The organism is Kitasatospora acidiphila, assembly GCF_006636205.1.
Lineage (GTDB): Bacteria > Actinomycetota > Actinomycetes > Streptomycetales > Streptomycetaceae > Kitasatospora > Kitasatospora acidiphila.
Window position 1 is genome coordinate 7,751,936 of the sequence record NZ_VIGB01000003.1, and the last position, 26,407, is coordinate 7,778,342.

Annotated in this window: 23 protein-coding genes and 2 pseudogenes; 7 read left to right on the forward strand and 18 right to left on the reverse strand. The window is 72.5% G+C overall.

Annotated elements, in window-relative coordinates:
* Positions 1-113: 113 nt before the first annotated feature.
* Both E6W39_RS36605 and E6W39_RS36610 read right to left on the reverse strand, forming a co-directional pair.
* Complete coding sequence (locus tag E6W39_RS36605) at positions 114-917, reverse strand: NAD-dependent epimerase/dehydratase family protein (protein ID WP_141637118.1); 804 nt, start codon at positions 915-917, stop codon at positions 114-116.
* Between the two features lie 14 nt (positions 918-931).
* Positions 932-1,810 (reverse strand): helix-turn-helix transcriptional regulator, encoded by an 879-nt coding sequence (locus tag E6W39_RS36610; RefSeq protein ID WP_141637119.1) that lies wholly within the window; start codon positions 1,808-1,810, stop codon positions 932-934.
* Between the two features lie 312 nt (positions 1,811-2,122).
* Here E6W39_RS36610 and E6W39_RS36615 point away from each other — a divergent pair, with 312 nt between their 5' ends.
* Positions 2,123-3,508, forward strand: coding sequence for an MFS transporter (locus E6W39_RS36615; RefSeq protein ID WP_141637120.1), 1,386 nt, complete (start codon positions 2,123-2,125; stop codon positions 3,506-3,508).
* Positions 3,509-3,545: 37 nt separating this feature from the next.
* On the opposite strand, the gene E6W39_RS36620 is transcribed toward E6W39_RS36615, so the two are convergent.
* Together E6W39_RS36620 and E6W39_RS36625 are read right to left on the reverse strand one after the other, a co-directional pair.
* Positions 3,546-4,436, reverse strand: coding sequence for a carbohydrate kinase family protein (locus tag E6W39_RS36620; RefSeq protein ID WP_141637121.1), 891 nt, complete (start codon positions 4,434-4,436; stop codon positions 3,546-3,548).
* A complete protein-coding gene (locus E6W39_RS36625; protein WP_141637122.1) occupies positions 4,433-5,350 on the reverse strand; it encodes a pseudouridine-5'-phosphate glycosidase in 918 nt (305 codons plus the stop codon). The genes E6W39_RS36620 and E6W39_RS36625 overlap by 4 nt, the downstream gene beginning before the upstream one ends.
* Before the next feature lie 409 nt (positions 5,351-5,759).
* On the opposite strand from E6W39_RS36625, the gene E6W39_RS36630 reads away from it, so the two are divergent.
* From E6W39_RS36630 to E6W39_RS36640, 3 genes are all read left to right on the forward strand, one after another.
* The gene (locus E6W39_RS36630) at positions 5,760-7,745 is read left to right on the forward strand and encodes an Ig domain-containing protein (RefSeq protein ID WP_141637123.1); all 1,986 of its coding nucleotides are present in this window, start codon (positions 5,760-5,762) and stop codon (positions 7,743-7,745) included.
* An 85-nt stretch (positions 7,746-7,830) separates the two neighbouring features.
* Positions 7,831-9,945: an alpha-galactosidase gene (locus E6W39_RS36635; protein WP_141637124.1), complete on the forward strand. Its 2,115-nt coding sequence runs from the start codon at positions 7,831-7,833 to the stop codon at positions 9,943-9,945.
* Positions 9,946-10,015: 70 nt separating this feature from the next.
* On the forward strand, positions 10,016-10,483 hold the full coding sequence (locus E6W39_RS36640; RefSeq protein WP_181799617.1) for a GNAT family N-acetyltransferase: 468 nt from the start codon (positions 10,016-10,018) through the stop codon (positions 10,481-10,483).
* 54 nt (positions 10,484-10,537) lie between these two features.
* On the opposite strand, the gene E6W39_RS36645 is transcribed toward E6W39_RS36640, so the two are convergent.
* The 4 genes from E6W39_RS36645 to E6W39_RS36660 all read right to left on the reverse strand — a co-directional run bounded on the left by E6W39_RS36645 (position 10,538) and on the right by E6W39_RS36660 (position 14,200).
* Positions 10,538-11,230, reverse strand: coding sequence for a phosphoribosyltransferase (locus E6W39_RS36645; RefSeq protein ID WP_228718560.1), 693 nt, complete (start codon positions 11,228-11,230; stop codon positions 10,538-10,540).
* Between the two features lie 210 nt (positions 11,231-11,440).
* A complete protein-coding gene (locus E6W39_RS36650; RefSeq protein ID WP_141638178.1) occupies positions 11,441-12,403 on the reverse strand; it encodes a cytochrome c oxidase assembly protein in 963 nt (320 codons plus the stop codon).
* 141 nt (positions 12,404-12,544) lie between these two features.
* The gene (locus E6W39_RS36655; protein WP_228718561.1) at positions 12,545-13,666 is read right to left on the reverse strand and encodes a PP2C family protein-serine/threonine phosphatase; all 1,122 of its coding nucleotides are present in this window, start codon (positions 13,664-13,666) and stop codon (positions 12,545-12,547) included.
* A 90-nt stretch (positions 13,667-13,756) separates the two neighbouring features.
* The gene (locus tag E6W39_RS36660; protein ID WP_141637125.1) at positions 13,757-14,200 is read right to left on the reverse strand and encodes a cold-shock protein; all 444 of its coding nucleotides are present in this window, start codon (positions 14,198-14,200) and stop codon (positions 13,757-13,759) included.
* On the opposite strand from E6W39_RS36660, the gene E6W39_RS40040 reads away from it, so the two are divergent.
* Entirely contained in the window at positions 14,108-14,389 is a 282-nt protein-coding gene (locus tag E6W39_RS40040; RefSeq protein WP_181799764.1) for a hypothetical protein, read from the forward strand. The genes E6W39_RS36660 and E6W39_RS40040 overlap by 93 nt on opposite strands.
* A gap of 7 nt (positions 14,390-14,396) precedes the next feature.
* Here the strand turns inward: E6W39_RS40040 and E6W39_RS36665 are convergent, their stop codons facing one another.
* Both E6W39_RS36665 and E6W39_RS36670 read right to left on the reverse strand, forming a co-directional pair.
* Positions 14,397-15,422, reverse strand: coding sequence for a 6-phosphofructokinase (locus tag E6W39_RS36665; RefSeq protein ID WP_141637126.1), 1,026 nt, complete (start codon positions 15,420-15,422; stop codon positions 14,397-14,399).
* Between the two features lie 344 nt (positions 15,423-15,766).
* A complete protein-coding gene (locus E6W39_RS36670; RefSeq protein WP_141637127.1) occupies positions 15,767-16,495 on the reverse strand; it encodes a type 1 glutamine amidotransferase in 729 nt (242 codons plus the stop codon).
* Between the two features lie 18 nt (positions 16,496-16,513).
* Between E6W39_RS36670 and E6W39_RS40045 the strand changes: the two genes are divergently transcribed.
* Positions 16,514-16,906, forward strand: coding sequence for a hypothetical protein (locus E6W39_RS40045; RefSeq protein ID WP_220140319.1), 393 nt, complete (start codon positions 16,514-16,516; stop codon positions 16,904-16,906).
* On the opposite strand, the gene E6W39_RS36680 is transcribed toward E6W39_RS40045, so the two are convergent.
* The 4 genes from E6W39_RS36680 to E6W39_RS36695 all read right to left on the reverse strand — a co-directional run bounded on the left by E6W39_RS36680 (position 16,861) and on the right by E6W39_RS36695 (position 22,444).
* Complete coding sequence (locus E6W39_RS36680; protein ID WP_141637128.1) at positions 16,861-18,132, reverse strand: MurT ligase domain-containing protein; 1,272 nt, start codon at positions 18,130-18,132, stop codon at positions 16,861-16,863. The two genes, E6W39_RS40045 and E6W39_RS36680, sit on opposite strands and share 46 nt — an antisense overlap.
* 261 nt (positions 18,133-18,393) lie before the next feature.
* Positions 18,394-19,779 carry a GNAT family N-acetyltransferase gene (locus E6W39_RS36685; RefSeq protein WP_141637129.1) on the reverse strand — a complete coding sequence of 462 codons (1,386 nt, stop codon included), beginning with the start codon at positions 19,777-19,779 and terminating at the stop codon, positions 18,394-18,396.
* 93 nt (positions 19,780-19,872) lie between these two features.
* Entirely contained in the window at positions 19,873-21,297 is a 1,425-nt protein-coding gene (locus E6W39_RS36690; protein ID WP_141637130.1) for a pyridoxal phosphate-dependent decarboxylase family protein, read from the reverse strand.
* Positions 21,298-21,352: 55 nt separating this feature from the next.
* The gene (locus E6W39_RS36695; protein ID WP_141637131.1) at positions 21,353-22,444 is read right to left on the reverse strand and encodes a hypothetical protein; all 1,092 of its coding nucleotides are present in this window, start codon (positions 22,442-22,444) and stop codon (positions 21,353-21,355) included.
* 158 nt (positions 22,445-22,602) lie between these two features.
* Between E6W39_RS36695 and E6W39_RS36700 the strand changes: the two genes are divergently transcribed.
* Positions 22,603-23,139, forward strand: coding sequence for a GNAT family N-acetyltransferase (locus E6W39_RS36700; protein WP_141637132.1), 537 nt, complete (start codon positions 22,603-22,605; stop codon positions 23,137-23,139).
* A gap of 6 nt (positions 23,140-23,145) precedes the next feature.
* On the opposite strand, the gene E6W39_RS43260 is transcribed toward E6W39_RS36700, so the two are convergent.
* The 4 genes and pseudogenes from E6W39_RS43260 to E6W39_RS36710 form a co-directional block, all read right to left on the reverse strand.
* Positions 23,146-23,391, reverse strand: a complete 246-nt coding sequence (locus E6W39_RS43260) for a hypothetical protein (RefSeq protein ID WP_267286792.1) — start codon at positions 23,389-23,391, stop codon at positions 23,146-23,148.
* 24 nt (positions 23,392-23,415) lie between these two features.
* A pseudogene (locus E6W39_RS43795) lies at positions 23,416-23,859 on the reverse strand (hypothetical protein); the annotation flags it as partial.
* Positions 23,856-24,242 (reverse strand): annotated as a pseudogene (locus E6W39_RS42355) (hypothetical protein); the annotation flags it as partial. The pseudogenes E6W39_RS42355 and E6W39_RS43795, both read right to left, overlap by 4 nt.
* Positions 24,167-26,371, reverse strand: a complete 2,205-nt coding sequence (locus tag E6W39_RS36710; protein ID WP_141637133.1) for an MMPL family transporter — start codon at positions 26,369-26,371, stop codon at positions 24,167-24,169. The pseudogene E6W39_RS42355 and the gene E6W39_RS36710, both read right to left, overlap by 76 nt.
* Between the last annotated feature and the right edge of the window lie 36 nt (positions 26,372-26,407).

Here is a 26,407-nt window from a genome sequence, read left to right on the forward strand (position 1 = left end):
CTAGCCTCAGCCACCCGTCGAGTAGGGGGGTTAGCCCCACCGCTGACGGTGGCCCTGGGACTACCGCCAGCTGGGTGAGACGGGGCCGGGGCGGGTCGAGGCGCAGGCCGCAGTCAGTCCCCGAGCCGCGTGAAGGAACCGCCGACAACGCGGTACTCCGGGTCGTCGGGCGGCAGTTCGCCGAGCCTGGCGAGCAGCTCGGCCGCGAACTCCTCGGCGTTGTCCAGTGGTCGGTAGCCGAGTGCCCGAGCCGGCGCGAGGTCCCACCAGGCCCGGGTGTTGGCGGAGATGCCGTAGACCACGGTGTGGCCGGCCACCGGCGCGCTGAGCGAGGCGTGCACCAGGCGGGCGCAGTCGGCCGGGCTGAGCCAGGTGGCGAGCATCCGGACGGTGCGCGGCACGGCGAGGCAGGAGCCGATCCGCAGCGAGACCGTCTCGATCCCGTGCCGGTCGGCGTAGAGCGAGGCGAGGTTCTCGCCGAAGCACTTGGAGAGTCCGTAGTAGGTGTCGGGGCGCTGCGGTGTCTCCACCGGCAGGAGGCCGCCGTCGGCAGGTCGTTCGGTGAAGCCCACCGCATGGTTGCTACTGGCGAAGACGATCCGGCGCACCCCCGCGGCCCGCGCGGCCTCGTAAAGCCGGTAGCTGCCATCGATGTTGGCGGCCAGGATCTCCGGGAACGGCGCCTCCTGCGCGATCCCGGCCAGGTGGACCACCGCGTCGACGCCGTCCATCGCCGTGGCCAGCGCCTGAGGATCCCGCAGGTCGGCGGTGATCGCCCCGGGCTCGCCTGGCACCGGCAGGCGGTCGAAGCAGCGCAACTGATAGCCGTAGCCAGGCAGTAGGGCCCGCAGGAAGGTGCCCACGCCGCCGGCAGCGCCGGTGAGCAGCACAAGGCGGGGCCGGGTCGGTGTCTCCATGGTTCCTCACATGTTCATCGATCCGCGGTGACTGCCGGAACACTCTGAGCCGCAGTCAGAGTTCCTTGCAGCAGGCGGAGTCCGAGCTCATCAGCCGATCCGGACACAGCACTGTAGAGCAGCAGCCAGTGGCCCGTGCCGTCGGCCGGTTGGAGGGTTTCGAAGTCCAACTCCAGTGGGCCGACCACCGGATGGTGGAAGGACTTGCGGCCAGTGGTGCAGTTGGCGACCGACTGCTTGGCCCAGAGCGCGGCGAACTCATGGCTCTTCAGCAGTAGTTCACCGGTCAGCTCGGCCAGTCGCCGGTCGTCCGCGTGACCCCCGGCCGCCAGGCGCAGCGAGGCCACCGCACGCCGGGCCTCCGTCGCCCAGTCCGGATACAGCTCCCTGGTGTGCGGGTCGAGGAAGAGCATCCGCTGCAGGTTGGGCCGGTCGGCGGGGCGCTCCGGCGCGCCGCGGTCCAGGTGCCCGGCCACCAGGGCGTGGCCGAGCGCGTTCCAGGCGAGCACATCGCGGCGGCGGTTCAGCACCACGGCCGGGACGCCGTCCATCGCCTCGATCAGCTGTCGGGTCGCGGGGCGCACCTGCTCCGGGCGCTCCGCCGGGCGGCGCTTGGCCCGGCGCGGGCGGGCCAGATTGCGCAGATGGGCGTGCTCGTCCTCGGTCAGCCGGAGCGCTCGGGCCAGGGCGTCGAGCACCGCCTCGGAGGCGTTGCCGCTCTGCCCCTGCTCCAGCCGCGTGTAGTAGGCCGCGCTGACGCCCGCGAGCTGGGCCAACTCCTCCCGGCGCAGGCCCGGCACCCGTCGCCGACCGCCGAACGACGTCAGCCCGACGTCCTCGGGCCGCAGCCGAGCCCGCCGCGCCCGCAGGAACCCTCCGAGATCCGTGTCCATACGGATGAGTATCGCGCGAACCGGCCCCCGCAGCCTGACCCTGCCAGGGACAGGAACGCGGCCGGCCTGACACTGCCGGTGATTCGGCGCGGCCAGCCGACCGTAAGCAAGGACACCGCCTGACGCTGCCACCGCTAGGCAACGACTCAGTCCGACGCTGCCACCGGTAGGCAACGTTTCAGCCTGCCGCTGCCAGTGCTGGGCAACGACTCAGCCTGACCCTGCCATTGGTACCAACCGCTCGGGGATGGCTGCCCCCGACGCACCGCCACAGACTCCCGGTGACCACAAATCCCGGAGGGAGTCCACGACATGGCAGTACTCGACAGAACGTCAGCCGCACCCAACGACCGACTCACCGGCCGTGCCCGGCTGGTGCTGGCCGTCCTACTGGTAGCCCAGTTCACCCTGGCGGTGGACTTCTCGATCCTGAACGTCGCACTGCCCGCGATCGGCCGGGGCCTGGGCTTCCGGATCGGCCAACTCCAGTGGGTGGCCACCGCGTTCGCGCTCGCGGCGGCCGGTTTCACGCTGCTCTTCGGCCGGCTCGCCGACCTGGTCGGACGCCGCCGGCTGTTCCTGATCGGCCTGGCCCTGCTGGGCGCGGCCTCACTGCTGGGCGGGTTCGCGGTGAACCCGGCGATGCTGCTGACCGCCCGGGTCGCCCAGGGCCTGGCGACCGCCGCCGTCACCCCGGCCGGCCTGGCGCTGCTCACCTCGGCCTTCCCCGAAGGCCCACTGCGTGAGCGGGCGTTGGGCCTCAACGGCGCGTTGATGTCGGCTGGTTTCACCACCGGCGCGGTGCTCGGCGGCGTGCTCACCGACCTGCTCAGCTGGCGCTGGGCGTTCCTGCTCAACGTGCCGGTGGTGCTGGCCGTGCTGCTGATCGCACCCCGGGTGCTGACCGAGAGCCGTGGCGCACGCGAAGGGCTGGACCTGCCCGGCGCGGTCACCGTGACGGCCGGGCTGCTGGCCCTGGTCGCCGGGCTGACCACGCCCGCGCTGCGCCTGCCGGGGCTGCTCGCCGGGGCGGTGCTGCTGGTGGCCTGCTACCTGATCGAGCGTCGGGCCGCCGGTCCACTGGTGCCGGTGCGGATCCTGCACCGGCCAACGGTCGTGTGGGGCAACCTGATCGGGCTGCTGGCCTTCGCCACCGAGACCTCGCTGGTCTTCCTGCTCACCCTGTACCTGCAGCGGGTGCTCGGCTTCGCGCCGCTCGCCGCCGGCCTCTGCTTCGCGGTGCTGGGGCTCGGCACGGTGGTCGGTGGGGTGACGGCGGCGCGGGTGATCGGGCGGCTCGGCGCCACCCGGGCGCTGGTGCTCGGCGGTGCGGTGCAGGCGCTGGCCACGGCGGCGCTGACCGCGCTGGGGGAGGGGCGCGGCTGGCTGGGTCTGCTGCTGGCGGCCACCTTCGTGGGCGGCGTCGGCAACATGGTGGTGATCGTGGGGTTCATGGTGACCGCCACCTCGGGGCTGCCGGCCGCCGACCAGGGCACCGCGACCGGCCTGGCCACCATGACCCAGCAGATCGGGATCACCATGGGTACGCCCGTGATGAGCGCGATCGCCACCACGGGTCTCGGCGCATCCGCCGGCTCCGCCACGGTGCTCCACGGTGTCGCCACCGCGATCACGGCCAATGCGGCGCTGGTGGTCGTCGGCATCCTGGTGGCCGGGGTTGCACTGCGCAGGCGGTAGCCAACTGTGCTGGTGAGCCTGGCGGTTCACCAGCACCTCACCCGACGGCGGGCCGCGCGCCCACCACCGCCACCGCCTGCGCGCCGGCCGCGCACCCCGCCGCCAGCGCCCGCTGCTGGTCCGCCCCGGCCAGCAGCGCCGCCAGATACCCGCCGGCGAAGGCGTCACCCGCCCCGGTGCTGTCCACCGCGGCGGTCGGCACCCCGGGCGCGCGGGCGATCACCGCGCCGGCCCGGGCGGCGATCGCGCCCGCGGCCCCGAGCTTGACCACCGCGGTGCCGACCCAGCGGCTGAGCGCGATCGCCGCCGCCTCCGGTTCGGCCTCGCCGCTGAGCAGTCGGGCCTCCTCCAGGTTGGGTATCAGCACGTCGACCCCGCTCGCGGCCGCCCGGAACACCGGCACGCCCAACGCCCCCAGGAAGCCGGTGGAAGCCGGGTCCACGCTCACCGGCACCCCGGCGGCCCTCGCGTCCGCGATCGCCGCCCGCGCCAACTCCCGCCCGGCAGGCGGAAAGAGCAGATAGCCCGATAGGTGGAGGAAGTCAACTCCCGCCAGCAGCACCGGATCCCAGTCCGCGAGCCGCAACCCGGCGGCGGCGCCGACGTCGGTGACCATGCTGCGTTCGGCCGTCTCGTCCACCAGCGCTATCACCACCCCGGTCGGCTGCTCCGCAGCGACCACCAACTGCGCCGTCACACCGGCGGCCGCCAGCGCCGCACGGTGCCAGTCGGCGGAGTCGGCCCCCACCCGGGCCAGCACCCGCACCTCCCGGGCGCCCGAACGCGCGGCCCAGGCAGCGGTGTTGCCCGCCGCGCCGCCGGGCAGCAGGACGATCCGGGCGGGCGTGTCGGTGTTCGGCGCCAGCGGCCCCCGATGCCGGGCGACCACATCGGTGACCACGTTGCCGATCACCAGGAGGCCACTCATGCCTTGGCCCAGGCAGCGGCGATCCGGGCCGCCAGCCGGACGTTGCCGCGCACCGCCGCGAGATTGGCCTCCAGCGAGGCGCCCTTGGTGTGCTCGGTGAGGTAGGCGAGCAGGAACGGGGTGACGGCTTGCCCGATGACGCGCTCCCGGTCGGCGGCGGCGAGCCCGTCGGCCAGCACCCGGTCGTGCAGCAGCGGATCCAACTGCTCTTCGCGCGGTACCGGATTCGCCACCACCAGCGCCGACTCGGGCCCGCCGAGGGCGTCCTGGGCCCGCATCGCGGCGGCCACCTGGGCGGGCTCGTGCAGCGTCCAGTCCACCGGGTTGCCCGAACTGCTCAGATAGAAGCCAGGGAACTCCTCGGTGCCGAAGCCGATGACGCCAACTCCCAGGGTTTCCAGACGCTGTAGGGTCGCGGGAACGTCCAGGATCGACTTGACACCCGCGCAGACCACGGTGATCCGGGTGCGGGCCAGCAGCCCCAGATCGGCCGACTCGTCCTGGGTGCTGATCCAGTCCCGGTGCACGCCGCCGAGTCCGCCGGTGGCGAAGACCCGGATCCCGGCCCGCGCCGCCAGGAAGGCGGTGCCGGAGACGGTGGTCGCGCCGCTGGCGCCGGTGGCCAGTGCGGGCGCGAGGTCGCGGAACCCGAACTTGCGCAGGCCCTCCTGGTTGGCGACCCGGTCCAGCCCACCGGCGTCCAGGCCGATCCGGACCGTGCCGTCCAGCACCGCGATGGTGGCCGGCACCGCACCGTGCGCCCGGACCAGTTCCTCCAACTCACCGGCGACGGCCAGGTTGCGGGGGCGGGGGAGGCCGTGGGCGATGATCGTCGACTCCAGCGCGACCACTGGCGCACCCCGGTCGAGTGCGTCGCGGACCTCGGCTGAGTACTGGAACGTGGTTGGCGTCATTTCGGATACCTGGCATGCGGCCATGCCACTCAAACCTGCGTGTCAACCTGCGCATCACGTTGGCCGTCAACCTGCACATCAGCCTGCGCATCACCCTGGCCATCAGCCTGCGCAGTCATGCACTGACATCCCACTAATGCACAGAAACAATCATAAACAAACAGGTTGATCGCGCGAAGACGAGTGCTTGTGTGGACTCTTGTCGGCTCCCGGTCAGTGCAATATCGTATGGCACTGCCGCCGGGTCCGGCGGCACGGCTGTCCTCCTGCAGTTCCCCCCACGCAGTGCCTCGTCGACGGCACCTCTCCGAGTGCCGCCCTCGTGTCCCCCACCGCATTTCCTTGACCCCGCCCGACGCCGTCTCCGGTCGAGCCGGGTGCTATCGCGACCCCAGAAGGAATGTGACACGTGCTCAGACATCGAGCCGGTCTGTTGCTGCACAGCAGACGAACCCTCATGGTCGGCCTCGCCGCCGGCCTGGCCGCAGCCGGGCTGGTGGCCCCGCTGACCGCGGCGGCCGACCCCCACCCCGCCACCCACGGGACCGTTCAGGCCCAGGCCAAGCCCGCCACCCCCAAGTCCGGCGGCCCGCACAAGGCCGCGGCCTTCAAGCCGCACGCCGCCAAGGCCGGACCGCTCGCGACCGCCGGCAAGACCGGCGGCAAGGTCACCCCGCAGACCGCCGACGGCGCCGACCCGGGCCCGCAGGGTGACGGCTCGGTGGCCAACGAGTACGACCTGCAGATGACCTACAAGGGTGCGCAGGACTCGGCCGGCATCGTCACCGGCCCGCCCAAGGTCTACCTGGTGCTCTGGGGTTCTCAGTGGGGCACGCCGTCCACCAACTCCACCGGCGACGTGGTGCCCTCCGGCGACCCGGACGGCGCGGCCGCCTACCAGCAGGACTTCTTCAAGGGCCTGGGCAGCGCCGGCGACGGCTGGAGCGCCGTGCTCACCCAGTACTGCGAGGGCATCCAGGCAGGCAGCCTGCAGTGCCCCGCCAATGCCGCGCACATCCAGTACCCGCAGCCCGGCAGCGTGCTGGCCGGCGTCTGGGTGGACAACGCCGCAGCGGCCCCGCAAGCCGCCAGCGAGCCCCAGTTGGCCGCCGAAGCGACCGCCGCGGCCCAGCACTTCGGCAATGTGACCGAGGCGCAGAACCGCAACGTGCAGTACATCATCGACTCGCCGCAGGGCACCAACCCGGACAAGTGGAAGGACCTCGGCTACTGCGCCTGGCACGACTTCGAGCGCACCAAGTTCGGTTCGATCGCCTACACCAACATGCCCTACCAGCCCGACGTGGCCGGTTGCGGCGCCAACTGGTTCGGTGAGAACACCGCGCGCGGCAAGCTGGACGGCTACGGCATCATCGGCGGCCACGAGTACGCCGAGACGCTGACCGACCCCAACACCCCGGGCGGCTGGACCGACGCCACCGGCCAGGAGGTCGGCGACAAGTGCGCCTGGATCCCCCAAGGCGCCAACGGCGGACTGTTCTTCGAGAACCTCTCCACCGGCTCGTTCCCGCTGCAGACGCTCTGGTCCAACACCGACCACCTGTGCCAGTCCTCGGACCCGATCGTCACCGGGCCGACCCTCACCCTCAGCGTGATGTGCGACCGGACCGACGCCCCCAACTCCCCGGTCAACATCGGCGCGGCGGCCGCCGACAGCTCCGGTGCGACCGTCAGCTACAGCGCCACCGGCCTGCCGAGCGGCCTGAGCATCAACTCCGGCACCGGGGTCATCTCCGGCACCAGCTCCGGTAGCAACGGCTGGCAGCGGATCACCGTCAACGCCACGGACGCGGGCGGCCGCACCGCCAGCACCGGCTTCTGGGAGAACATCGGTTCCGGCCAGACCGGTTGCACCGCCGGCCCGGAGCAACTGATCGACCCGGGCTTCGAGAACGGCTCGGCCGACGTCAACCACACCGTGATGACCGACGCGTGGAGCCCGTCCGGCTACAACATCATCACCCCGTCCAGCCTGCACTCGGCGCACAGCGGCACGTGGTACGCCTGGCTGGGCCAGAACGGCAGCGGCGCCGACGACTCGATCAACACCTCGCTGAACACCTATGCGGGCTACCAGAACGCCAACTTCTCGTTCTGGCTGGACACCGAGTCCACCAACACCTCGGGCAGCAACCCGGACACCCTCCAGCTGATCGCCTACTCGCAGTACGACGGCCATCAGATCGGCGTGGTGAAGACCTGGAACAGCACGGGCAGCCAGCCCGGCTACCAGCAGCAGTCCGTCAATCTGACCCCCTTCATCGGCCAGGTCGGCTGGGGCACCACCATCAGCCTCAAGCTGGTGTCCCACGAAAGCGGTTCGACCCCCACGACCGCCTTCCTGATCGACGACGCCTCGGTTCACGAGAACTGACGGATCATCAGCTGACCCTGGTCAGGCCGGTCCGGCGGCCGGCCTGACCAGGCCCCCCACCTCACTCCACTCCTGGAGCCCCCACATGCGTGTTCCGCTGAAACAACTCACCGGCGCACTGGCCACCATGGCGCTCGCCGCCGCTTCGCTCACCACCCTCACCCTCGGCAGCGCCATCCCCGCCGCCGCACTCGGCAACGGCGCTGCCCTCACCCCGCCGATGGGCTGGAACTCCTGGAACTCGCTCGGTACCGGCGTGACCGAGCAGCAGGTCCAGCAGACCATCGACTTCATGTCCGCCAACGGCCTGGTGCAGGCCGGCTACAACAGCGTCACCATCGACGACGGCTGGTCGGTGGGCCACCGCGACGGCCAGACCACGGACTTCGCCAAGAACTCCTACGGCGCCATGCAGCTCTACGACGCCAACGGCAACCCGGTCCCGGGCACCGACGGCACCGGCAACGACCCCACCTCCGGCCACCTGACCCCGAACGGCGCCTTCCCCTCGCAGACCGTCAACGGCCAGACGATGAACGGGATCCAGTACCTGGCCTGGTACGCCCACAGCAAGGGCATGAAGTTCGGCGTCTACGCCACCGACACCTACACCACCTGCCAGGGCCACCCCGGCAGCCTCGGCCACGAGAGCACCGACGCCACCGACTTCGTCTCCTGGGGCGTCGACTTCGTGAAGTACGACGACTGCCCGTACGGCCCGCCGATCACCGGCCCCGACGGCCACAACTACGGCACCCAGGGCGAGGGCAAGGAGCTCACCCAGTCCATCTACGCCCGGGTCCAGACCTTCCAGCACGCGCTGGACGCCGCCTCCGCCGCCCAGGGCAAGCCCCGCGTGGTGCTCTCCGTCTCCGCCCAGCCGGTCCACACCGGCGTGCCCTACCTGCTGAACGCCAACGACCCGGCCCGCACCGACCCGGTGATCGTCGCGGCCGGCACCCCGCAGTACCAGTCGCCCGGTTACTCGCCCACCGGCGTCTGGTGCGGCCAGGTCGCCAACCTGTGCCGGATCGGCGGCGACCGCGACAGCGAGCTCAACGGGGTGCTCTACAACGGTCAGTTGCAGACCGCACTGCAGTACGCGGGCAACGTCCGCCCGGGCGGCTGGAACGACCTGGACATGAGCTTCGCGGGCTGGCAGGACGTCTTCGGCGACTACGGGGTCACCGACACCTGTACCTGCCACAAGCCGTTCACCGACGACGAGTCGCGCACCGAGCTCTCCATCCTCTCCATGATGGCGGCCCCGCTGATCTCCGGCGCCGACCTGCGCACCGCCGCCGACTCGCAGCACACGGACAGCGGTTACACCTGGTCCACCGGGATCACCGCCTCCTCGCTGGCGATCCTGAAGAACGCCGACATGATCGCCATCGACCAGGACGCCCTGGGCAAGGCGGCCACCCTGGTCGGCAGCGCACCCGCGTCGCCGACCGCGCCGGTGATCCTTAAGCGCCAACTGGCCAACGGCGACACGGCCGTGGCACTGGTCAACCAGGACCCGAGCAACTGGGCCATGCCCAGCACCACCCTCAGCGCCCTCGGCCTGACCGGGTCCAGTTACAGCTACAAGGAGGTCTGGAGCGGCGCCACCGGCACCACCACCGGGACCATCGGCGGCAGTTGGATCCCGGCGCACGGCGTCGCGCTCTACCGGCTCACCGCCGGCAGTGGCAGCGGCACCGGCGGCACCGGTGGGTCGAACGTCGTCGGCGACGGCAAGTACCACAGCATCGCGGCCGGCGGCACCGGCGGCACCGGCGGCACCGGCGGCACCGGCGGCAAGGTGCTGGAGGTGCAGGGCGGCTGCGGTGCGGCGGTGGGCGGCAACTCCGACATCAACGCCTACCAGAGCGGAAACGCCGCCCAGCAGTGGCTGTTCACGCCCAACGCCAACGGCACCGTGCAGATCACCGACAACTGCGCCACCACGGCTCAGACGCACGGCGTGCTCTCGGCGGGCGCCCAGGCCGGCAACAGCGCCTACCTGCTGAACAGTTACCCGGGCAACCCCTGGCAGGAGTGGAAGGTGCAGCAGAACGCCGCCGGCGGGCTCACCATCACCAACGTGGGCAACGGCATGGTGCTGGACACCAGTGGCAGTGCCGCCGGCTCGGTCGCGGTGACCAACCCCGGCAACTCCTCGGCACCGGGCCAGAGCTGGACGGTGACCAGCTGAGCGGACATCAGTAGCGGTGGCGGCCGGACCCCTGATGACGGTCCGGCCGCACTGCTGATTGGATCTCGGCATGAGCACTGAACTGACTGACCTGACCGACCTGCCGGAGCTTCCTGAGCTGCCTGACGGCTACGAGATCTCCACCGACCCGGCCCGCCTGGACGCCGCGCAGATCCACCGCTGGCTCTCCGAGGACGCCTACTGGGCGATCGGCCGGCCTCGGGAGAAGCAGGACCGGGCGATCGCCGGCTCGCTCAACTTCGGCGTCTACCAGAGCTCGTCCGGCGCCCAGGTGGCATACGCCCGGGTGGTCACCGACCACGCCACCTTCGCCTACCTCTGCGACGTCTTCGTGGACCGGTCGGTGCGCGGCAAGGGCCTCGGCACGGTGCTGGCCGCGGCGGTGCGCGACCACCTGGCGCCGCTGGGGTTGCGCCGGATCGTGCTCGCCACCGACGACGCGCACGGCGTCTACGCCAAGGCGGGCTTCGAGCCGCTGGCCGATCCCGGGAAGTGGATGGCCCTCCGGCAGAAGTAGCACGCTGCTGCGGGGGATCGGGTGACCAAGCGCTTGCTCAGCCGATCAGCCGGATCAGCCGGATTGCCGTGGAGCGTCACCCCCACCGGCCAGCTCCAGCAGCCGCCGCACCTCCTGGTCGCTGGTCTGGTCGAAGTCGTCGTAGAACTGCCCCACCGCCATGAAGGCCGCCGGTGCGCTCAGGCAGACCAGGTCGTCCGCCAGCGGCCCGAGCACCCGCAACGCCTCCGGTGAGGTCACCGGCACCGCCAGCAGCAGCTGGTCGACGTCGCGCCGCCGCAGCACCGCCATCGCCGCCCGCACCGTGGCGCCGGTGGCGATCCCGTCGTCGACCAGCACCACGGCCCGGCCGGCGGGATCCAACGGCGGACGGTCGCCGCGCAGCCGCCCGGTCCGCTCCGCCACCTCGGCGGCGGTCTCGTCGGCCAGCCGCTCAAGCCGCTCGGCGGAGATGCCGAGCGCGGCGATGATGTCGTGGTTGAACAGCCGGATGCCGCCCTCGCCGACCGCGCCAAGGGCCAGCTCCGGCTGCCCGGGCGCGCCGATCTTGCGGACCACCAGGATGTCCAGCGGCGCCTCCATCATCCGGGCCACCTCATAGGCGACCGGGACCCCGCCGCGTGGCAGCCCCACCACGATCGGCCGGTCGGCGGCCCAGCCGGCCACCCGCTTGCCGAGCAGCCGCCCGGCGTCCGCGCGGTCGCGGAACCTCATCTGGTGCTGACCATGCGCATGGAAGACGGTCATCGCTCTCACCCACCCTCCAGCCTGCCACGGCCCCGTCGCCCGGGCCCCGTCGCCCCGGCCCCGCCGGAACGGCCCTGGCGGCCAGGCCCTGCCACCTCCGCCGGCCCGCCCGGGACGCCCAGGCCCCGCCACCCCACCCCGGCACGCCCCGGAAACGCCGAAGTCCCGCCCACCCGCACGGGTGGACAGGACTTCGACGAGCTCGGTGCCTCAGCCCGCCTGGGCCGGCCGGCTGCCGCGCTTCTCCAGCGAGGCGAGGTACGCGTTGTACGCGGCGAGCTCGGCATCCCCGTCACGGTCCGCCGCGCGGTCGGTGCGGGTCGCCTGCCGCTGCTCCGACTTGGCCCACTGGAAGACCAGCGCGACCAGCACCACGGCGGTCGGAATCTCACCGAAGGCCCAGGTGAACCCGCCGGCCATCTTCTGATCCGCCATCAGGTCGGTGCCGGGCGGCGCGGTGGCCATGGTGAAGGTGGTCACCAGCTGACTGGTCGCCATCATCACCGCCACCCCGAAGAAGGCGTGGAACGGCATCCCCATGAACAGTTCGAGGATCCGCATCACATGGCCGGGGCGGTGCGGTCCCGGGTCGACGCCCATGATCGGCCAGAAGAAGAGCAGCCCGACGGCCAGGAAGTGCACCATCATCGCGAGGTGCCCGATCCGCGACTGCATCAGGGTGTCGAACAGCGGCGTGAAGTAGAGGCCGTAGAGGCTCGCGATGAAGAGCGGGATGGTGAAGGCCGGATGCGAGATCACCCGGACGTACCGGCTGTGCAGCAGCGCCACCAGCAGCTCGCGCGGCCCGCGCGGCCGCCCCTTGCCGGCCGGCCGCAGCGCACGCAGCGCCAGCGTGATCGGCGCGCCGAGCAGCAGCAGGATCGGCGACAGCATGCTCAGCACCATGTGCTGCATCATGTGGGCGCTGAACAGCACCATGCCGTAGTCGTTCAGCCCGGAGCAGGTGACCGCGACCACCGTGAGCACCCCGAGCAACCAGGCCACCGTGCGCCCCACCGGCCAGCGGTCACCGCGCCGGACCAGTCGGACCACCCCGGCCCCGTACAGGCCGAGCGCCACCAGGCAGCCCACCAGGAACGGCCAGTCGGGGGACCAGGTGAGCGCCGAGTCCAGTGAGAACGGCCCGAGCATCCCGCCACCGTGGTGGTGCATCCCCGTCATACCGTCCATCGGCGGCCCTGCTTTCCTTCGTGGCGGCGGACCCCCGTTACCGCGTCAGGTCCGGTTCGTCCGTTTTTCATCGGCTCCACAGTACGGGCGCCCACGTGCGGCAGGGCCACCGGGGTGGCCGCGTCACGCCACGCCAGGCTCGATGGGCCGCCCGGCCACCAGGACCGCGATGTCGTCGCTGGCCGTGGTGCCGTAGTCGGCCAGGTCGCCCTGCAGCCGGTCGAGCAGTGGGCGGGACGGCAGGCCGGTCCAGTCTTCGATCCGCTCCAGCAGCGGGTAGAAGGTGCCGGTGCGGTCCCGGGTCTCGCTGACGCCGTCGGTGTAGACCAGCAGCCGGTCGCCGGGGCCGAACGGGACGGTGTCCACCGGGTACTCGTCGTTCAGCAGCGGCGACAGGTTCAGCGGCAGCGCGGGGGTGCTCGGCTCCAGCGGCCGCACCGCTTCGCCGTGCAGCAGCAGCGGCGGCGGATGGCCGCAGTTGAGCAGGCGGGCCACCGGCTGGTCGGGCGGCACCTCCAGCAGCACGGCGGTGGCGAACCGCTCGGCGGCGTCCGACCCCGGCACCCGCTCGGAGTAGCGGCGCATGCTGGTCTCCAGCCGGTCGACCAGCCCGGTGAGCTCCGGCTCGTCGTAGGCGGCCTCGCGGAACGAGCCGAGCAGCACCGAGGCCGTCTCCACCGCGGCCAGCCCCTTGCCCTGCACATCGCCGACGATCACGCGCACCCCGTGCGGCGTGCGCAACGCCTCGTAGAAGTCGCCGCCGATCCGGGCCCGGGCGGCCGCGGCCGCGTACAGCAGATCGAGGTCCACCCCGGCCAGGCGGGGTGGCATCGGGCGCAGCAGGACCTGTTGCGCGGTGTCGGCGACCGCGCTGATCTCGGCCAGTTCGCGTTCCCTGGTCTGGCGCACATGGCTGGCGAAGCAGGCCGCCAGGGTGACGGCGAGGATCACCAGCAGCCCGGTGAGCAGTGAGGACGGCCGCACCGGCCCACCCCGGGTGAAGCTGAGCAGCACCTCGAAGCCGGCCGCCAGCACGCCGAACGCGGCGGTCGCGGGCACGTTCCAGGTGGCGGCGGCCAGCGCGGGAGCGGCCGACAGCACCCGGTCGAACCGCTGCGCGCCCGGCGTCGACGCATCGACGACCACTGCCAGGGCGATCAGCAGGAACGGGGACCAGCGGGTGATCTCTCGGGAGGAGCCCTCCCGGCGGTGGCCGACCGGCCCGCCTCGGGGAGAGTTGTGCACCGGCTCAGGTTACCGGCCGGTTCGCCGTGCGTGGCGCACCGCGCGGGCGCGCCACGCACGGTGACGGAATGTCAGGAAGGCCGCGGAGCCTCAGCCCTCGATCCAGTTGTGCTGCCGACTCAGGTCGACCAGTGCCTTGCGGATCGCCAGGATCTGGGTGCCGGTCAGCGTCGGCGCGGCGGTGAGCAGCGTCTCGGTCAGCTCGTGCTGGAACTCGGCGGACGACAGGACGTCGCACAGGTTGTCACCCGGGGTCTCCTCCCGGGTGGCCCACGGCGGGATGACGGCGACCGGCGGGCGCTGCACTCCGATGCCCTCCCGGGGCGGTGCGTCGACCAGCCGCACCCGTGAGGCCTTCATGCCCCGCTCGCCCTGCTCCGCGTCGAACGACACCGCCAGGCCCGCGCGGAAGAGGTGCTTCTCCCCGAGCAGGTCGTTGGCGTGCATGAAGAGATCCTCACCCCCTTCATCGGGGGCGATGAAGCCGTACCCGCGAACCTCGTCGAACCGCAGAATGTGCCCTGTAGACGCCACAATGACCTCAATCGCCTCTGGAGAACCCACACCTCAAAAGCCGCCGGCGCCAAGAGTGCCGACGCGCCGCCCACTGTAGCGCGGCCGGGGGCCTGCGGTCAGGAGATCGGGGCATGCGGCGCACGGGCCGCGCACGCCCCGCCGGGTGGCGGCGGGGCGCTGCTCGCGGCGGTGACCGCTTCCGGGTGACAGCGCGTCAGATGACCGTCTCGGCCTCGATGTAGCGGTCGGCGGGGACGGTCTTCAGGTCGGCCACCGCCTCGCCCAGCGGCACCAGGTTGATCTGGGTGCCGTGCAGCGCGGTGATGTGCCCGAAGGCGCCCTTGTGCGCGGCCTCCACGGCGTGCCAGCCGAACCGGGTGGCGAGCACCCGGTCGTAGGCGGTGGGGGTGCCGCCGCGCTGGGTGTGGCCGAGGATCACCGGGCGGGCCTCCTTGCCGAGGCGGTGCTCCAACTCGCGGGAGAGCTGGTTGGCGATGCCGGTGAAGCGCTCGTGGCCGTAGATGTCCTTGGTGCCCTCTTCCCAGTGCATGGTGCCGGGTTCCGGCTTGGCGCCCTCGGCGCAGACCACGATGGCGAACTTCTTGCCGCGCTCGAAGCGCTCGCGGACCACCTCGGTGAGCTTGTCGATGTGGAACGGGCGCTCCGGCACCACGATGGCGTGCGCACCGGCCGCCATGCCCGCGTTGAGCGCGATCCAGCCGGTGTGGCGGCCCATCACCTCGACCACCATCACCCGCTGGTGCGACTCGGCGGTGGTCTTCAGCCGGTCCAGCGCGTCGGTGGCCACCGAGACGGCGGTGTCGAAGCCGAAGGTGACGTCGGTGCAGGCGATGTCGTTGTCGATGGTCTTGGGTACGCCGACCACGGGGAGTCCGGCGTCGCTCATCAGCTTGGCGGCCTTGAGGGTGCCCTCGCCGCCGATCGGGATGACCGCGTCGATGCCGAGGTCCGCGCAGTACTGCTTGGCCCGCTCCACGCCGTCCCGCAGATGGCTGGGCTGGACCCGGGAGGAGCCCAGGATGGTGCCGCCCTGGGCCAGGATGCCGCTCACCGAGTCGAGGGTCAGCGGGCGGTGGACGCCTTCGAGCAGGCCGCGCCAGCCGTCCTGGAAGCCGATGATCTCGTCGCCGTGGTCGACCACGCCGCGGTGGACCACGGAGCGGATCACCGCGTTCAGGCCGGGGCAGTCGCCGCCGCTGGTCAGCACTCCAATACGCATTGTTCTGCAACTCCCCTTGGGGGCTCCGCCCAGCCGGCGAGGCTGGGGGAGATACCGGACGGCCGGATTACCACCTTTGGAAGGTCGAGGTCAGAATCGGACAAATCACGCCGAAACTGATCGTAGCGGCCCCCACCTCCGGCCGGGCGGGAGCAGGCACGGGGGCGGCGTCGTCGGCGCGCCCGCGCGATGGTGCCGGTTGCCGAGGAGGGTTGCATCCGACGGTGCATATTGTCTTACGTTTTTGAGGCGACCGTTCGCGCCGCCGGATGCTGGACATCCGGCGGCCGGCGAACGTTCATCTCATGGGAGCTGATGCCCGTCAGCGCCCGCTCAACGCCTGATCAGGCGTTCTGGCCGACGGAGGCGATCCGCTCGGCGCGCAGCGCGTCGTACCAGGTGGTGTCGGCCGGCGGCAGGGCGTTCACGTCCAGCGCCAGCTTGATCAGCAGGTCGGCGACCGCAGGGTTGCGGGCCAGCACCGGGCCGTGCAGGTAGGTGCCGAAGACGGTGTCCCGCCAGGCGCCCTCGGTGCCGTCCCCGCCGCCGTTGCCGCCACCGACGGTGACCTGCGCCAGTGGCGACACGCCCTGCCCCAGGTGGGTCACGCCCTGGTGGTTCTCGAACCCGGTCAGGGTCGGCAGGCCCAGGGTCGGGTCGCCCTCGGCCAGCACGTCGCCGACGCTGCGGGCCCCCTCGCCACGGGTGGACCAGACGTCCAGCAGGCCCAGGCCCGGCTCGCGCTGGCCCAGGTCGTTGATGAACTCGTGGCCCAGGATCTGGTAGCCGGCGCAGACCGAGAAGACGATCGCCCCGTTGTCCACCGCGCGCGGCAGGCCGGAGTCGGCCCGCAGGCGCTCGGCGGCGAGCCGCTGCGGGCGGTCCTCACCGCCGCCGATCAGGTAGATGTCACCGCTGGTCGGGATCGGCTGGTCGGAGCGGACGTCGATGCGCTGCACGTTCAGCCCGCGCTGCCGTGCCCGGCGCTCGACGACCAGCGCGTTGCCCCGGTCGCCGTAGGTGCTGAGCAGGTCGGGGTAGACCCAGACCAGCCGCAGGCTGCTGTCGCTCATCCGAGAGGGCCTTCCATAGTGCTGCTGCGGTTGCGCCTGCGCAGGCTGCTGGTGCTGCGCGGGCGGCTGCTGCGGCGCCTGGTAGCCGGGCTGCGGCTGCTGCTGGTAGCCGCCCGGCCCGCCCTGCGGCTGACCGTAGCCGGGCTGCATCGGAGGCTGCTGGTGCTGCTGGGGCGGCTGCTGGTGCATCGGCTGCTGCGACTGCTGGTGCTGGGGCGGCTGCGGCTGGCCGTAGCCGGGCTGCATCGGCGGCTGCTGGCCGTGGCCGGGCGGCATGGGGGGCTGCTGGCCGTAGCCGGGCTGCACCGGGGGCTGCTGACCATAGCCCGGCTGCCCGCCGTGGCCGCCGTATCCGGGAGGCGTGCTCATCCGGCCGCCACCACCTTTCGCAGCTGCTGGAACGCCGTGTAGTTGGCGATCGCTTCGATCCGTCCGGGCGGCGCCATCTGGACCGCCTCCTCCGCCGACTCCACCACCTGGAACTGCAGGCCGGCCACCTCCAGGCGGACCGCCAGGTCGAGCTTGCGCTGGCCCATCACGAAGACCGGGTGGCCGGCGAGGCGCTCGTAGTCCACGTCCCAGAGCCAGGAGGTGTCGGTGCCGTCGGCGTCCATCGCGTTGACCGAGAGGATCACCGGTGCCGGCGGGCCGTCGATCAGCGAGAAGGTCTCCAGCCAGCCGGCCGGGTTCTTGGCCAGCAGCAGGCGGACGTCACGACCCCGGAAGTTGACCACGTCGTAGCGGCCCGCGACGGCCGTCACCGACTGCATCCGCTCCAGCGCCACCTGCGGCGACACGCCGAAGACCGCGGCGACCGCGGCGGAGCTGGTGGCGTTGGCCAGGTTGGCGCGGCCCGGCAGCTGCAGCTGGATCGGCCAGGCGGAGCCGTTCGGGTCGATCACGTGGTGGCCCTGCAGCGCCCAGTGCGGCTGCGGACGGCGGAAACCGCACTCCTGGCAGTACCAGTCGTCCCCGGGGCGCTGCATCACGCCACCGCAGGACGGGCAGGACCAGGCGTCCTCCTTCCAGGCCTGCCCGGCGGCCACCCAGACCACCCGCTGGCAGGAGGAGGCGGCCCAGGTCACCAGCGGGTCGTCCGCGTTGGCGATGATCACGGCCTCGGTGTTCTGCAGACCCTCGCGCCACTTCTCGGCCAGCATCCGGGTCTCGGCGGCCCGGTCCAGCTGGTCGCGGGAGAGGTTGAGCAGGGCTATTGCCTTGGGGCTGGTGTCCCGGGCGACGCCCGCCAGGTACTTCTCGTCCACCTCGATCACGCCGTACCGGGCGTCGGAGCCGCCGGCCAGGGCGGAGGTGATCCCGGCCGGCATGTTGGCGCCCAGGGCGTTGGAGACCACCGGGCCGGCGGCGCGCAGGGCCTCGGCGATCAGCCGGGTGGTGGTGGTCTTGCCGTTGGTGGCGGAGACCAGGACCACGTCCAGGTGGTCGGCGAGCCGGGCGAGCAGGTCGGGGTCGAGCTTGAGCGCGACCTTGCCGCCGATCACCGATCCGCTGCCGCGGCCGATCGACTTCGAGGCGGCGGCGGCCATCCGGCCCGCGGTGACGGCGAGCTTGGAGCGGGCGGGCAGTGAGGAGTCGCGCGCGCCGGTGGCCGCGGCCTCCGATTCGGTGCCTGGCATGCTCAGGGGTTCCTCCTCTGACTGACGACCTCCCGGGGACCGCTGGGCCGGGGTCGGACCGGCGGGCCGTCGGAAGGCTGGGACGGGGCCAGCCTAACGGCTCATCGGGATCGCGGTGAGCCGCGGCCCCCGGTCATGACTGCTCAGCGCCCTGACGATGGCTCGAACGGCCGCCACCCGCCCCCCGGTGCGCGCGGTGGCCGCCCCGCGCGGGCGGGGCGGCCACGGTGGTGTCGTCGGGCGCTCGGACGGCCGGTGCGCTCAGGGGCGGCCCGGCAGGCTCGGCCACGGGCTCGGCAGCCGGCCGGCCGCGCCCGCCAGGTGCGCGGTGATCACCAGGGTGCCGTCCTCCACCAGGTAGTCCAGCGGGATCGCCAGCCGCTGCATGGCGCCGATGAGCGCGGTGTTGCCGGCCTGGGTGACCGCGTAGACGGTGGCCACGCCCGCCTCGGCCGCCAGTGCGGCCATCCGGCGCAGCAGGTCCACGCCCAGGCCGCGGCGCTGCCAGGCGTCCTCGACCAGCACGGCGAGCTCGGCGCTGTCGTCGTCCCAGAGCAGGTGGGCCAGGGCGACCAGCTCGCCGTCGGCGGTCTCCACGGCCAGGGTCTGGCCGTGCCGCGGGTCCAGCAGGTGGGCCAGGTAGCGGTCGGCGTCCGCGACCGGGCCGTGGTAGCGGCGGCGCAGCGTCTCGGTGGAGCAGCGGTGGTGCATGGCCAGTGCGGCGGCCCGGTCCTGGGGCACGGCCCGGCGCACGGTCAGCTCGGCGCCGGCCGGGCTGCGCAGCCGGTCGGCCACCTTGGGCACCCGGGGACCGAGCACTCCGTCCAGGTCGACCAGGGCCTTGGCCCGGGCGAACTCGGTGGGGGTGAACGGCAGGTGAGGTCGGGAGAGCTCGATCTGCCCGCCGCCGGGCACCGGCAGCCGCATCAGGTGGCCCGCCAGGCTGGGCGCCGGCTCCTCACCCGGGCGGCGCGGGAAGTGCCGCACGGTGAGCCGGCCGAACAGCTGCCGCAGCGCCACCGGCAGCTCGGCGGCGTCCAGTGCGGTCCGGGTGGCCAGGCCCAGCACATGGGTCGGCACGTCCACCAGGTCGTGCGCGTCGGCCGGGTCGGTCCAGATCTCCCGGCCGCCGGCCAGCGCCACCGCCTCGGTCAGCCCCGCGCGCGGCAGGTCCCGCGGGGCGCGCAGCAGGAACTCGTCCACGGTGCCCTCGGGCAGCGGGTGGGTCTGCAGCGAGATGATGCTGACCCGCAGCACAGCCAGCGCCGCGCAGACCGTGGCCAGGCTGCCGGGCGCGTCCGACACGGTGGTGCGCAGCCGCCACAGCCGGGTCTCGGCCGGCGGGCCCGCCTCGGCAGCGGCTTCGGCCTCGGGCGTGGGCGGCGGCGCGCCGTGGGGATGGCGATGCGCCCACCAGGCGTGGAACACCGCCGTGGCGAGCAGCGCCAGCGCCGAGGCGAAGAGCAGCACGGGGCCGTCGTGCCCGTGCACGACCACGTTGGCGATCAGGTCGGCGGTGGCCACGGCGAGGAAGACGGCGGCCAGCTCGACCGTCGAGTGGCGCCAACGGGCGCCTCTGGCCTGCCGCCGCTGGGCCCGGGACGGGGTGGTGGAGGGGTGCTGGGCGGTCGAAGACGATTCACTCATGACACCACCATGACGGACGGGTGTTTCACGATCACGAATCCGTTATGACCACGCGGTTAATGTCTGCGAGTGCGCCCCGGGACTCGGCCAGGTCTACTGCCGGATCGTCAGTTCGTCCACCGCGCACCGGACTTCGTCCAGCAGGACGGCCAGATCAGCCTCGCTGGTGGCCGAGTTGAGCAGGCACGCCCGCACTGCCTCCCGGCCGCCGAGCAACGTGCCCGTCACAAATGCCCGGCCGCGCCGCTGCACGGCGAGCGGCAGCGCGTGGTTGAGCGCGTTCAGCTCGGCCTCGGACAGGCCGGCGGGCCGGGCCCGGAAGGCGACGATCGAGGTGTCCACCGGCGCCAGCAGCTCCAGCGCCGGGTCGGCGGCCACCGACCCGCCGAGCCGCCGGGCCAGCCGGGTGCAGTGCGCGACGTCGGCGGCGATCCCGTCCCGGCCGCGGTGCGCGATGGTGGCCCACACCTTCAGGGAGCGGAACGGGCGGGTCTGCTCGATGCCGTACTCGGAGAACCAGCCGAGCCCGCCGTCCTCCTCGTCCCGCAGGTAGGACGGCACCAGGCTGAAGGTGTCCCGCAGCTGCTCCGGGTCGCGGACCAGCGCGCAGCCGCAGTCCACCGGCACGCCCAGCCACTTGTGCGGGTCCAGGGCGAGCGAGTCGGCCCGGTCCAGCCCCGCGTAGCGGTGCGCGATGGCCGGATCGAGCACCCCGAAGGCGCCGTAGGCCCCGTCGACGTGCAGCCACAGCTGCTCCTCGGCGCAGAGGTCGGCGAGCGGCTCGAAGGCGTCCACCGCGCCGGTGTTGACGGTGCCGGCCGAGGCGACCACCAGGAACGGCAGCCGGCCGGCCGCCCGGTCGGCGGCGATCTCGGCCCGCAGCAGGCCCGGGTCGATCCGGCCTTCGGCGTCGGCCGGCACCACCCGCAGCTGCCGGCTGCCCAGGCCCAGGAGCTCGGCGGCCTTGCGGACGCAGGAGTGGGTCTCGCCGGTCGCGTAGCCGACCAGCGGCGGCAGTCCGGTCAGCCCGTCGGCCCGCACGTCGTGGCCGGCCCGTGCGGCGGCCCGGCCGCGGGCGGCGGAGAGGCAGACGATGGTGGCCATCGAGGTGCCGGAGGTGAGCAGGCCGCCGCCGGGCCGGTGGGGGAACCCGACCAGCTCGGCGATCCAGCGCACCACCGCCCGCTCCAGGTGCACGTCGGCGTGGTCGCCGCCCGCCGAGCTGGGGTTCATCGCGGCGGCCGCCAGGGTGGCGAGCACGCCGGCCGGGGCGGGGGCCGAGTTGACCCAGCCGAAGAACCGCGGGTGCCCGTTGCCCATCGGGGCCGGGAGCACCTGCTCGGCGATCACGGCCAGCAGTTCGTCCAGCTCGCGGCCGGTGTGCGGCAGCGGCGCGTCCAGCAGCGCCTGCCGGGCGGCCGGGTCCATCGGCTGCCAGACCGGGCCGGCCGGCACCCCGGCCAGGTAGTCGGAGACCAGCTCGGCAGCGGCATGGGCGGCGGTGCGAAAGTCGGACATGCGGCCGATCGTATGACCTTGACGCGCAGGTCAGCCGGGCCGTTCCAGTAGGTGGTCAGTCCAGCGATCCCGACAGGTGGGCGGCCGAGCGGCAGTACCGGGCGATCTCCTCAGTGGTGAGCTTGGCGCAGAGCCGGCCCGCCGCCCCCGCGTCGGTGTAGTTGACCGTGTAGTAGCTGACCAGCCCCTCGGTGCAGGCCTTGCGCTGCCAGCCGTCGGCCGCGGTGGCGCACTGCTGGCCCGCCCAGTCCTCCCGGTCCAGGTTGTACTTCATCAGCCGCGAGCCCAGCCCCCGGCTGCAGTCGTTGGCACCGCCGCCGGCCTGCGCGTTCAGGCACCACTTGAGTGCCTGGCCGTAGATCTCCGGGTGGTTGGGGTAGTCGTGCGAGGAGAGGTAGAGGGTCGGCGCGTAGAAGAAGCAGGCGGACTGGAACAGCGCGGGCTGCTGCGGGCACGGGTAGAGGTCGGCGGACAGCTTGTCGAGCGGGACCAGCGACTTGGCCTTCTCGTCCTCCTCGTCGGGCGAGAAGAGCTGCATGAACAGGCCCTCGGAGCAGGTGATGATCCGGCTGTCGCTGCCGAACTCGCTGCACAGGTCACGGGCCTTGGGCACGTCCTGGTTGGTGACGTAGATGGTGCCGTGGCCCACGCCGTGCACGCAGGGGCCGCTCATCTGCGGCTCGCAGAGCTTCAGCAGGTCGTGGGTGGGATCGCTGGAGCCGGCCAGCATCTCCTCGACGGCGCCGTGCAGATAGCCCGCCGCGCAGGTGTCGTGCGGAAACGACAGCACCTTCTGGAAGTCGTGGTTGTAGCGCTTCACGGCCGCGTGGCCCAGCTCGTGCGCGATCGGGTGGCAGAACCGCACGGTGTACGGCTTCTCCTTGGTGATCTTGTCCAGGTCGGCCAGCGCCACGCCGGGGTCGGCCGCCTGCATCTCGGCCATCAGCTTGTTGCGCAGTGTGCTGCGGGTCCACACCGCCGGGTCGCCGGTGGGGGACGCCGACGCGGCGCCGGCCGGCCAGACCGCGCCGGCCGCGCGGCCGGCGGTGGGGGCGGCGACCGGCACCCACTGGGTGACGGCGGCCGCGCCGATCCCCAGCAGGCCGATCAGGACGGCGGTCACGATCGCGAAGAAGCGCGGCTTCATGGCTGGCGGATCCCTACCGTTCGATTGCGTACGGTTACCGTCCCATCCTTACCGTGACCGCGCGGCGACTCATTGGGAATTGCTCCGTCCGGGTGGTCGACGGGGTGTGGCACGATGCCCGGACACCCTGGAGATTCGAACAGCCGAGGAGCCCCGCCATGGTTACCGCCGCCCCCGACCTGGCCTTCCGCCCCGCCACCGCCGCGGACGTCCCCGCCCTGGTGGAGCTGGTCGAGTCCGCCTACCGCGGCGAGAGCAGCCGGGTGGGCTGGACCACCGAGGCCGACCTGCTGGACGGCCAGCGCACCGACCCGCAGTCGCTGGCCGCGACCCTGGCCCAGCCCGACACCGTGGTGCTGCTCGCCGAGCGGGACGGTGCGCTGCTGGCCTGCTGCTCGCTGGAGCGCCGCGCGACCGCTGCCTACTTCGGGATGTTCTCGGTCCGCCCGGCCCAGCAGGGCGGCGGGGTCGGGCGGGCCGTGCTCGCCGAGGCCGAGCGCTTCGCCGGCGGTGAGTGGGGCGCCGCCGAGTTGGAGATGACGGTGATCGTGCAGCGCGAGGACCTGATCGCCTGGTACGAGCGGCGCGGCTTCCGGCGCACCGGCGAGCTGTCGCCGTTCCCGTACGGCGACGAGCGGTTCGGGCTGCCCAAGCGCGACGACCTGGCCTTCGAGAAGCTGGTCAAGGCGCTCTGACGGCGGTCAGGCCTGCGGGACCAGCTCGGCCACGGGGGTGAACGGGCGGCCGTCCAGCGTCCAGTGCGGATCCGGGACGATCTCCAGCGCCGCGAACACCTGGGCCGCCACGTCCACGTGGCGCACCGGGAGCACCGCGCCGCCCGGCGCCAGGCCGGGCCCGCAGGCGGCCACCCAGGCGGTGCGCTCCTCGGCACTGCGCCCGCCGTGGCCGCCGGCGTCGACGTGGCCGTGGTCGGTCACCACGATCACCGTCCACTCCTCGTCGGCGTACCCCGGCCGGGCCCGCAGTGCCGCCAGCAGCCGGCCGAGCCGGGCGTCCGCCAGCTCGATCGAGCGGCGGTACTCGACGCCGCAGCCGAGGAAGTGCGCGGTCTCGTCCACCGCGCCCAGGTAGACGAAGCTCGCCTGCGGGTCGTCGTCCCCGGCCAGCACCGTGATCGCCTCGGCGGTGACCCGCTCGTCGCAGACCTCCCACTCCTCGGGGTGTCCTCCAGCGGGGCTATGTAGGACAGCCGGCCGGGCGCGGCGAACAGCGGGCCGCCCTGGCGGGCCAGGAAGAGCGGCTCCCAGCCGCCCGCGGCGAAGGTGCGGCGGCGGTGCGCGGTGGCCAGCCGGGTGGTGAAGTCCGGGAACACGTCCAGCCGGTTGCCGCCCAGGTGGTTGCCCCACACCCCGTGCTTGGCCACCGTCACACCGGTCGCGATGGTCGCCCAGCACGGCCCGGACATGGTCGGGGTGGCGTCGTCCACCTCCACCGGGGCGAGGAAGCCGGCCGCCGCGACCGCGTCGAGGTGCGGGGTGTGCAGTTCCGGCAGCAGGTCGAGGCGGACGCCGTCGATGCCGACCACCAGGACACGTCGCGGCCCGGCGGGCCAGCGGCTGGACGAGGACACGGGGGGCTCCGATCGAGTTGTACGGACAACGGCCTGCCCGCACCCTAGCGGGACCGAGCCGGACCGCTCGCCGCCCAACTGGCCGGATCCGGGCTCCCCTTGATGCCCGTCGTCGAGAATTCGCCCCGATGTCACCCGTGGTTCTCCGATGGCCGGTCGGCTTCGGCGCCCTCCGGGTCGATGTGCGGCAGCAGGCGGTCCAGCCATCGCGGGATCCACCAGGCGTGGCGTCCGAGCAGCACCATCACCGCCGGGACCATCAGGAGTCGCACCACGGTGGCGTCGATCAGCACGCTGACCGCGAGGCCCAGCCCGAGCATCTTGACCACGATGGTGTGGCTGAGTAGGAACGCTGCGAAGACGCTGATCATGATCAGCGCGGCGCAGCTGATCACCCGCGCGGTGATCCGCAGGCCGTGCGCGACGCTGTCGTGCTCGTTGTGGGTGCGCAGCCAGAACTCGTGCACCCGGGAGAGCAGGAAGACCTCGTAGTCCATGCTCAGCCCGAAGACGATGGCGAACATGATCATCGGCACATAGCTCTCGATCGGGACGTTCCCGGAGACGCCCAGGGCCGGGCCGCCCCAGCCCCAGTAGAAGACCGCCACCACCACGCCGTACGACGCGGCGATCGACAGCAGGTTGAGCACCGCGGCCTTGACCGCGACCAGCAGGCCGCGGAACACCGTCAGGATCACCAGGAAGGCCAGGCCGACCACCACCGCAATGATGCCCGGTAGGCGACTGGTCATCAGCTCCACGAAGTCCAGCTGGGCGGCGGTGGTGCCGGTGATGTAGGTCTTGGCGGGGGTGCCGGCGACGGCCTGCGGCAGCACCTGCGTGCGGAGCAGGTTGAACAGGCTGGTGGTGGAGGCGTTCTGCGGCCGGCCGACGGGGACGGCGGTGGCCACCAGCAGGTCCCCGTCGGAGGTCGGCTGCGGCGCGCTGATGCTCGCGGCACCGGGCACACCCGTGAGTGCCTGCTGCACCTTGCCGGCCAGCGCCTGGCGGTCACTGGTGGCCACCGTGCTCTGGTCGACGACGATGGTCAGCGGGCCGTTGGTGCCGGGTCCGAAGCCGGTGGAGATCAGGTCGAAGGCCCGGCGGTCGGTGAAACTCGTCGGGTCGGCGCCGTCGTCGATGTGGTCGAGCCGGATCGAGAACACCGGGATCGCCAGCACGCCGACCACCACCAGGCCGGCGGCCAGGAACCACCAGGGGTGGTCGGCGACCCGCTGGGCGTAACGGGCCAGGCCGTCGGTCGGGACGGCCGGCTCCGCGCCGTCCGGCTGTTCGGGCTCCTCGGCGACCGCGCGGCGCAGGGTGAACCGGTCGATGTGCGGGCCGATCCAGCCGAGCAGCGCGGGCACCAGGGTGAGCGCGCCGAGGACGGCCGTAACCACGGTGACCGCGGCGGCCACACCGAGCTTGCCGATGAAGGCGACCCGGGAGACGTACAGCCCGGCCAGCGCGATGATCACGGTGCAGCCGGAGACCAGCACGGCCCGGCCGCTGGTGCTGGTGGCGCGCGCGGCCGCGGTGACCGGATCCCGGCCGTCCATCACCTGCTGGCGGTGACGGGTGATCAGGAACAGCGCGTAGTCGATCCCGACCCCGAGGCCGATCATGGTGGCCAGCGTGGGGGAGACGGTGGCGAAGGTGAAGGCGATGGCCAGCAGGCTCAGGCAGCTCAAGCCGACGATCACGCTCACCAGCGCGCTGACCAGCGGCAGACCGGCCGCGATCACGCTGCCGAAGCCGATCAGCAGCACCACCACCGCGACCCCGAAGCCGATCGCCTCACTGGCCAGGTCGGTGGCCTTGGGACGGGCCAGTTCGCCCAGCGGGCCGCCGTACTCGACCTCGACGGAGGCGTTCCGCAGCGGGGCCACCGCCGCGTCGACCTCGTTCAGGTAGGACTTGCCCAGTGAGGTCGGGTTGGTGTCGAAGTGCACCGTGAGGTAGCCGATGTGTCCGCTCTGGGAGACGGTGGGTCCGGCCGCGGAGAGCACGTGCGGCAGGTGCTGGAGGTTGGCGACCACCTGGCCGGTCTGCCCGGACACCGCGGAGAGCGGGGCCTGCGCGTCGTTCAGCACCACCTGGGCGCTGGTGCCGCCGGACGCGGGAGCGTGCGTCTTGAGCAGGTTCAGGCCGGTGTCCGACTGGGTGCCCGGGAGGTTGAAGTCGTCGGAGTAGGTGCCGCCGACGGTGTTCTGCAGGACGTGCAGGCCGGCCAGCGCGAGCAGCCAGCAGACCACCACCAGGACGAAGTGGCGGGCGCACCAGGCGCCGAGTCTGCCCAACCGGCCGGCGGGGGGTTGCTGCGCGCTGGTCATCGGCCCCTCCCGGGGTACGTCGTCGGTTGCCGGTCG